Source organism: uncultured Fibrobacter sp. (assembly GCF_947166265.1).
Classification (GTDB): Bacteria; Fibrobacterota; Fibrobacteria; order Fibrobacterales; family Fibrobacteraceae; genus Fibrobacter.
Genome location: NZ_CAMVDO010000062.1, coordinates 1 through 8,443 on the forward strand (window position 1 = coordinate 1; position 8,443 = coordinate 8,443).

The following is an 8,443-nucleotide window of genomic DNA, read 5'->3' on the forward strand; positions in this document are numbered from 1 at the left end:
TAAGACGTTGAAAGATTTACATTTTTTGTCTATATTTGCGCAAGTTTAAACCTTGTGAATTTTAGACGAAAGATGAATCGAATTTCTGCAATGCCCTTGCCCCCGTGCAATGCAAAGTGCGCAACCCGTTGCGCAATGGCAGTTGATTCTATCAAGGTTAATTGTTTTTCTGATTTTGCTGAACTTTTTAGTTCAGCGTTTTTTTTAGGATTTAATAATTAATACAACGGAGAAAACAAAATGAAGATTGAAGGCATCGACAAAGTCCTTATCATCGGTTCTGGCCCGATCGTGATCGGTCAGGCTTGCGAATTCGACTATTCCGGCACCCAGGCTTGCAAGGCCCTGCGCGAACAGGGTTACAAGATTGTGCTCGTGAACTCCAACCCGGCTACCATCATGACCGACCCGGTCATGGCCGATGCCACCTACATCGAACCGCTGAACGTCGCCCGCCTCACCCAGATTATCGAAAAGGAACGCCCGCAGGCCCTCCTCCCGAACTTGGGCGGTCAGACCGGCCTGAACCTCGCCTCAGCTCTCAGCAAGGCTGGCGTGCTGGACAAGTACGGCGTGAAGGTCATCGGTGTGAACCTCGACGCTATCGAACGCGGCGAAGACCGTGAAATCTTCAAGGAAACCATGCAGAAGCTCGGCATCGACACTCCGCGCTCCGGCATTTGCCACTCCGTGGAAGAAGCCGAAAAGATCGTTGCTGAAATCGGCTACCCGGTGGTGGTTCGCCCGGCATACACCATGGGCGGTGCAGGCGGCGGTTTCTGCTACAACGTGGAAGAACTCCGCACCATTTGCTCCAACGGTCTTGAACTCTCCATGACGCACCAGTGCCTCATCGAAGAATCCATCCTCGGTTGGGAAGAGCTGGAAGTCGAAGTCGTGCGCGATTCCAAGAACCAGATGATCGCCATCTGCTTCATCGAAAACATCGACCCGGTGGGCGTGCATACCGGCGACTCCTTCTGCGCAGCCCCGTTCCTCACCATCGACAAGAAGCTCGAAGAAGAACTGAAGGAAAAGGCCTTCAAGATTGTGGAATCCATCGGCGTGATTGGCGGTACCAACGTGCAGTTCGCTCACGACCCGAAGACCGGCCGCGTGGTGATTATCGAAATCAACCCGCGTACCAGCCGCTCTTCTGCCCTTGCTTCCAAGGCTACCGGCTTCCCGATCGCCCTCATTTCTGCAAAGCTCGCCGCAGGCCTTACCCTCGACCAGATTCCGTACTGGCGCGACGGAAGCCTCGAAAAGTACACCCCGAGCGGTGACTACGTGGTGCTCAAGTTCGCTCGCTGGGCATTCGAAAAGTTCCGCGGCGTCGATGACTGCCTCGGCACCCAGATGAAGGCCGTGGGCGAAGTCATGGCTATCGGCAAGACCTACAAGGAAACCCTCCAGAAGGCTATCCGCGGTCTCGAAAACGGCCGTGCGGGCCTCGGCTTTGCGAAGGACTTCAACAAGAAGAGCAAGGAAGAACTCCTCGAAATGCTCAAGACCCCGAGCTCCGAACGCCACTTCCAGATGTACGAAGCCATCCGTAAGGGCGCTACCGACGAAGAAATCTTCGCCGCCACCTACGAAAAGGCCTACTTCGTGCAGCAGATGCGCGAACTCGTGGAACTCGAAGAAGAAATGCTCAAGACTCCGGGCCGCCTGCCTTCCGATGAACTCCTCATCAAGGCCAAGAAGGACGGCTTCAGCGACAAGTACATCGCGAAGATTCTCGGCATCCGCGAAAAGGACGTGCGCAAGAAGCGCACCGAACTCGGCGTGGTCGAAGGCTGGTGCGCAGTGCCGGTGAGCGGCGTGAAGGACCAGTACTACTACTACAGCACCTACAACTGCAAGGACGAATCTACCGCTTCCACCAACCCGAAGAAGATCATGATTCTCGGCGGTGGCCCGAACAGAATCGGCCAGGGTATCGAATTCGACTACTGCTGCTGCCACGCTGCAATGGCCCTCCGCGAAATGGGTTACGAGACCATCATGGTGAACTGCAACCCCGAAACGGTTTCTACCGACTACGATACTTCCGATAAGCTGTACTTCGAACCGATCAGCCTCGAAGACGTTCTCCAGATTTACCACAAGGAAAAGCCGGCTGGAGTGATCGTGCAGTTCGGTGGACAGACTCCGCTGAACATTGCCCGCGCACTCTCCGACGAAGGTGTGAAGATTCTCGGTACGAGCATCGACTCCATCGATATTGCCGAAGACCGCGACCTGTTCCGCAAGATGATGGACCAGCTCGGCATCCCGATGCCGGAAAGCGGCATGGCCACGAACATCGACGAAGCCCTCGCTTGCGTCAAGCAGATCGGTGGCTACCCGGTGATGATCCGCCCGAGCTTCGTGCTTGGCGGCCGCGGCATGGAAGTCATCTACGACGAAAACATGCTCCGCGAATACGTGGCGAAGGCCGTGGGCGTGACCCCGGATCGTCCGCTCCTCATCGACCGCTTCCTCCACAACGCTTTGGAATGCGAAGCCGACGCCCTCTCTGACGGCGAACACGTTTACATCCCGTCCGTGATGGAACACGTCGAACTTGCCGGTGTCCACTCCGGTGACTCCGCTTGCATTATCCCGCCGGTGACCATCACGAAGGAAAACTTGGCAACCATCAAGGATTACACCAGGAAGATTGCTGAAGCCCTCCACGTTTGCGGCCTCATGAACATGCAGTATGCTATCGAAGACGGCAAGGTGTTCGTCCTGGAAGCGAACCCGCGTGCATCCCGCACGGTGCCTCTGGTCTCCAAGGTCTGTAACACGCAGATGGCCCGCCTCGCTACCCGCCTCATGCTCGGTGCGAAGCTCGAAGACCTGAAGCTCAAGGACAAGAAGTTCAACCACCATGGCGCCAAGGAAGCCGTGTTCCCGTTCGACAAGTTCCCGAAGGTGGACCCGGTTCTCGGCCCCGAAATGCGCTCCACCGGCGAAGTCCTCGGCCTCTCCGACGACTACGCCCTCGCTTACTACAAGAGCCAGGAAGCCGCAGGTTCCTTCCTCCCGAACGAAGGTGCCGTGCTCATCAGCCTTTCTGACAAGGTGAACCTCTCCGAACAGGCGATTGAAATCGGTAAGGAATTCCAGAAGCTCGGCTTCAAGATTTACGCTACCGAAGGCACCGCCAAGTTCTACGAGAAGGCCGGCGTCAAGTGCGAAGTGGTGAACAAGATCGCCGAAGGCCGCCCGAACGTTCTCGATATCATCCTGAACAAGCAGGTGAACCTCATCATCAACACGCCGTGGGCAAAGCGCGACGCCATCAAGGACGAAAGCGCCATCCGTAAGGCCGCCATCAAGTACAAGGTTCCCTACATCACGACCCTCGCCGGTGCTTATAACACAGTGAAGGGTATCGCGGCTGCACGCAACGGTCACGGTGCTGTGAAGAGCCTGCAGGAATATCACGCTTCTATTGAGGAAGTGTAGTTTGTAGGATGTCATCCCCGCGAAGGCGGGGATCTCCTGTCAAAAACATTCAAAGGACTGCATCGCTGCAGTCCTTTTTGTATATGGAGGGGAAAGCCTTCCCCTGGTTCGCACTTCGTTGCTCTCCACCCCTTCTAGCGGGTGCTCAGACGCCGCACCCGCAACGCCCGGGCTTACCCCGCCCACCCGCCCCTAAAAAGCAAAATACCGCACCCTTAACGGTTACGGTATTTCGCTAAAATTCAAATGAAAGGCTTTATCTAAATAGAAAGCAGTTGAAGAAAATCTTCTGGCAAAATTGCTTTGATTTTACTTTTCTCAAAATCCTTGATGTTGCTTGTGACGATATAGTCGGCGCCAACCATTGCGGCACATTCGTCTTGCAAGCAATCTTCAAAATCATGGAAGTCTTTTCTTGAAAGAGCCGAGGCGATTATGGAATGGCTGATTTTGGCTACGTTCAGCAACGAAATGATGTTGGTAAGGATTTCACGCCGTTCTTCATCGGAATAAAATTTCCTCAAGATGTAGAACATGTTCGGAAAAGAATGTGCGGCGACAAAACCTGAAACGGAATTTTCCGCACAGGCCTGAAGAATCTTTTCAGATGTAGTAAAACCTTCACGATGCTGGAAATAATCCAATAGCACGTTTGTATCTAGGAGGATTCTCATACGCCGTATTTTTCATCCCTAGCAGCTGCAAGTTCGGCTTTCATGTCGAAATTGGCAGGAATGCGACCGCGGAATTTTTTCAGATTGTTCAGGGCAGTTAAGCCTTGCGAAGAATCCTTTTTTGAAGCCTTGGCGTAATTTATGCGTGCAGCAACGAAAAAGATGAAATCATTCACCTCTTGTTTTGCCGTTTGCGGCAAGGTTTCGTATATGGACAATGCTTCAGACATAAAAACTCCGTTTATGGGGATTCCTACTCAAAATATATATTAATTGGGTTTGAACTGCCAACCCCCTTCCAAGTTGGAATAGCCATTTTTCTTTTACAATTTACCATGAAAAAGCTGTTCTCGTCACAAAAATGCCCTCTTTTGTAAATTTTCTGAGCATTCTGCCTATATTTAAGTTATTTTTAAATTGGACATATTAGAGAGTTTGGCTCTTGTTCTCCAATCGAAATCTGCAAATTTCAATTACACGAGGACAAGGCGAACGCTCACGCAGGTATGCCGTTTTGCGGTGTATCTCGGTTTGCTATACCGACTTCTTGGCCGGTCTTTGGTCGCATGGCCAAAGGGCAACAGCCCTTTTGGGGCGTGGGTCGCTCGCGTTTATCGTGTAAAGGCATTGCAGAGCCTCGATTGGGTAAACCGTAGCGAACCCGCGCCTTTCTTGTATCTATACAAAATCGGCTCGGTTCATTGAGGTTCAACAGGAGCGGACTCCATTGGTGTAAATGATGGAGGCTGTTATGGCTTGGATCAGAAATGCAAACACATTAGCATCTAGCAAGTGCCTCATTGTTGCGAACCTGCTGAAAGCTGGTGTGGCAATCTTTAGCATCGCTATTCTATTCGCATGCGGCGATGACGCTTCTGCTGAAAGCGTGGTCGATATTGCTGATGAAAAAATGTTAGTCGTATCCGATGTTTCGGAACTTCCCGATTGCTCTTCCGAAAACGAAGGGCAGGAAGCCCTTGTCAAAGGAGAATTGTCTCCACGTATATGCATTGATGGCGAGTGGTTTTTGACTTATGCGGATTCTATTGGAAATAGCGATTTTTCGTGCAAGGCTGAAAGATTGTCCGATGGTTCTGGACTGAAAATTATATGCAATGGAGATTCTATTGGTGTCGTATTGAATGGCTCTAATGGTGCTATGGGATTGCAAGGCGTTCAGGGTGAAAAAGGAGATAAAGGCGAAAAGGGGAATGTTGGCAAACAGGGCGTTCAAGGTGAAAAAGGTGACAAGGGAGATACTGGAGCGCAAGGCATCCAAGGCGAGAAGGGTGAAAAGGGTGATACCGGTGTGCAAGGTATTCAAGGTGAGAAAGGTGACAAGGGAGATACTGGAGCGCAAGGTATTCAAGGCGAGAAAGGCGACAAGGGCGATGCTGGAGCGCAAGGCATCCAAGGCGAGAAGGGTGAAAAGGGTGATACCGGTGTGCAAGGTATTCAAGGTGAGAAAGGTGACAAGGGAGATACTGGAGCGCAAGGTATTCAAGGCGAGAAAGGCGACAAGGGCGATGCTGGAGCGCAAGGCATCCAAGGCGAGAAGGGTGAAAAGGGTGATACTGGTGCGCAGGGTGTTCAAGGCGAGAAAGGCGACAAGGGCGATGCTGGAGCGCAGGGTATTCAAGGCGAGAAAGGTGACAAGGGCGATACTGGAGAAGGTTGTGTTATTGAACGCAAATGGAATTGGATTGCGATTACCTGTGGCGAGAAAAAAGCCGTTATCGATGTCAATGAAATGATTGTCAACTACAATTTGGGAACTTGTTCTTCTGACAATGAAAATGTGGTTGGAAAATCCGATAACACCTACTATATATGTCGCTCCAATGTTTGGACCGAGGCGACTGCGCTAGAATATGATACCTATGGAAAAAAGTGCACAAAAGATGGGACGGTTGTAAGCGGAGAAGTGGTTTCTGCAAACAAGTATGTTTGTGACGCAGGCGCATTTAGGGCAGCCACTCAAACAGAGATTTCTGTGGATAAAGGTTGCGTCAGTTATACGGTGGGAAAAGGGGCTTGGAAACAACCTAATCATGATTCCGTTTTTGTATGCGAAAATGGAAAATGGCGTGGTTTTAAGGGGGTGTATACAAAATCGGGAACATTTGTTGATTTTAGAGACAATCGGACTTATAAAACCGTCGTCATCGGTTCTCAGATGTGGATGGCGGAGAATCTGAACTATGTGGATAGTCTCAATTATCCTAGTATGTTAGGACGAAATTTTTGTTATAAAGCATGTAAATATTGTGCTTGTGAGGGGTATGGACGCTATTATACATGGTCGGCTGCGATGGATAGTGCTGGAACATTTTCTGGCAATGGTAAGGGGTGTGGTGCTGGTCGTATTTGCTCTCCGATATACCCCGTGCAAGGAATTTGTCCTGAAGGATGGCATCTACCTACAAAGGATGAATGGAATGTGCTTTTTTCTGCAGTAGGTTATCAGTATGCGGGTCTTATGCTGAGATCATCAACAGATTGGTTGGGTGATATGATAAGCATTGATGCTTATGGATTTTCTGTATATCCTGGTGGTGCTTGTGGAAGAGACTCTTGTCGTTCGTTGGGTTGGGGTACGAGCTTTTGGTCTTCCACTGATTTGGATAGTAACGGTGTGTATGGTGTTTCATTTTTATCGTTTACTGAAAACTATAATATAAGCCGAGATGTTTATACTGTAGAAATAAAAAAGGCTAACGGTAAGCGTTCTTCTGCATTACCTGTTCGTTGCGTAAAAAACAACTGTTCTGGATTTAATGAAGGTGAAGTTATCCAAAATGAAAGTACCTATTATACATGCCATTCTGATACTTGGACAGAGTCTTCGGTGTTGGAGTATGATACCTTTGGGGATACATGCTACACGGATGGAACCATAGTAAAGGGAAAAATTATTCCGACGAATAAGTATGTTTGCGATGCAGGGGTGTTCAGAGTTGCGAATGCGACTGAAATAGCACTTGATAAGGGGTGCGTAAGCTATATGGATGGAGTTGATATTAAAAAGCGAATTTCGACTACCTATGATTCTGTTTATACGTGTCAAGATGGTGTATGGGTGGGAACATCAATATTTACCTACGGAACGCTGAAAGATTCAAGGGATTCGAAAACATATAGAACTACTGTTATTGGAAATCAGACCTGGATGGCGGAGAACTTGAATTATGCCGATAGCGCTCATTATCCTAGTATGCGAAGTCGGAGTTCCTGTTATAATGATAGCTGTAAAAAATACGGTCGTCTTTATACTTGGTCTGCAGTGATGGATAGTGTAGGAACATACTCTACTAATGGGAAGGGGTGTGGTGCTGGCACGACCTGTTCCGTAACATACCCGGTTCGTGGAATTTGTCCTAATGGATGGCATGTTCCCTCTAATGAAGAATTGTGGACATTACGATCGACAATTAGCCAATCAACAGGTGGTAAAAAACTCAAGTCAGCTTTTGGTTGGGGCGGTTGTTCAAATTCCAATGATAGGCATGAAATGGATGAATATGGATTTACCGCCCTTCCAAATGGTTTTCGGTATGATAGCGAAGACAGATACTATGACGGCTATGCGTTCTTCTATAGTTCGACTGAAATTTCATCCGCTTTGGTGTATTTCCTGGAATTGACAAGATGTGGTGACGGTATGGGTGTTAATACTGATTATGGAAGAAATCGACCGAAAGTAAAACAAAGTCAATTTAGCCTCCGCTGCCTTAAAGATTAGGAACCTTTTACGAAACTGCATATCAGCAACCCAATTATCAAGGAGTCAAAATGAAAAACAAAACCTTTTTTCTATTCTCCGTTGCTGCGACATTGATTGTCGCAATGTCGTTTACGCTTTCCGCTTGCAGTGACGAAGTGACTAAAGAGTATGTCACTCGCTATGCGGAAGATAAAATTTTGGTGGTATCGGACATTTCTGAACTTCCTGATTGCTCCCTTGGAAACGAAGGCGAACAGGCTCTTGTCAGGGGAGAGTCTTCGCCTCGCATTTGTGTTGATGGTAAGTGGAAGGTCTCGTATGCGGATGCTTCGGAAAAATTTGAGTGTTCTGCGAAATATCTGGCAAATGACTCCGGTTTGGTAATCTTCTGTAATGGAGACTCTGTGGGCGTACTTTTGAATGGTGAAAATGGAAGCAATGGACCTCAAGGAAAGCAAGGAGAACGTGGCTTGCAGGGTGATAAGGGTGACACAGGCGACCAAGGCGTTCAGGGTGAGAAAGGTGAAAAGGGTGATACTGGCGACCAAGGCATTCGGGGCGAGAAAGGTGAAAAGGGCGATACCGG

Annotated in this window: 5 protein-coding genes; 3 read left to right on the forward strand and 2 right to left on the reverse strand. The window is 49.2% G+C overall.

What is annotated here, in order from left to right; all coding sequences use genetic code 11:
• Positions 1-240: 240 nt before the first annotated feature.
• Positions 241-3,459 (forward strand): carbamoyl-phosphate synthase large subunit, encoded by a 3,219-nt coding sequence (carB, locus tag Q0W37_RS14710; RefSeq protein WP_297702300.1) that lies wholly within the window; start codon positions 241-243, stop codon positions 3,457-3,459.
• 260 nt (positions 3,460-3,719) lie between these two features.
• On the opposite strand, the gene Q0W37_RS14715 is transcribed toward carB, so the two are convergent.
• Positions 3,720-4,133, reverse strand: coding sequence for a PIN domain-containing protein (locus Q0W37_RS14715; protein WP_297702301.1), 414 nt, complete (start codon positions 4,131-4,133; stop codon positions 3,720-3,722).
• Positions 4,130-4,363, reverse strand: coding sequence for a hypothetical protein (locus tag Q0W37_RS14720; protein WP_297702302.1), 234 nt, complete (start codon positions 4,361-4,363; stop codon positions 4,130-4,132). The genes Q0W37_RS14715 and Q0W37_RS14720 overlap by 4 nt, the downstream gene beginning before the upstream one ends.
• A 521-nt stretch (positions 4,364-4,884) precedes the next feature.
• On the opposite strand from Q0W37_RS14720, the gene Q0W37_RS14725 reads away from it, so the two are divergent.
• A complete protein-coding gene (locus Q0W37_RS14725; protein ID WP_297702303.1) occupies positions 4,885-7,875 on the forward strand; it encodes an FISUMP domain-containing protein in 2,991 nt (996 codons plus the stop codon).
• A 50-nt stretch (positions 7,876-7,925) separates the two neighbouring features.
• On the forward strand, positions 7,926-8,443 hold a 518-nt coding region (locus Q0W37_RS14730; RefSeq protein ID WP_297702304.1), incomplete at its 3' end, for a collagen-like protein.

Coding starts and splice junctions, on each gene's coding strand:
- Q0W37_RS14715 (WP_297702301.1), bottom strand. CDS start 4,133: ATGAGAATCCTCCTAGATACAAACGTGCTATTGGATTATTTCCAGCAT.
- Q0W37_RS14720 (WP_297702302.1), bottom strand. CDS start 4,363: ATGTCTGAAGCATTGTCCATATACGAAACCTTGCCGCAAACGGCAAAA.
- carB (WP_297702300.1), top strand. CDS start 241: ATGAAGATTGAAGGCATCGACAAAGTCCTTATCATCGGTTCTGGCCCG.
- Q0W37_RS14725 (WP_297702303.1), top strand. CDS start 4,885: ATGGCTTGGATCAGAAATGCAAACACATTAGCATCTAGCAAGTGCCTC.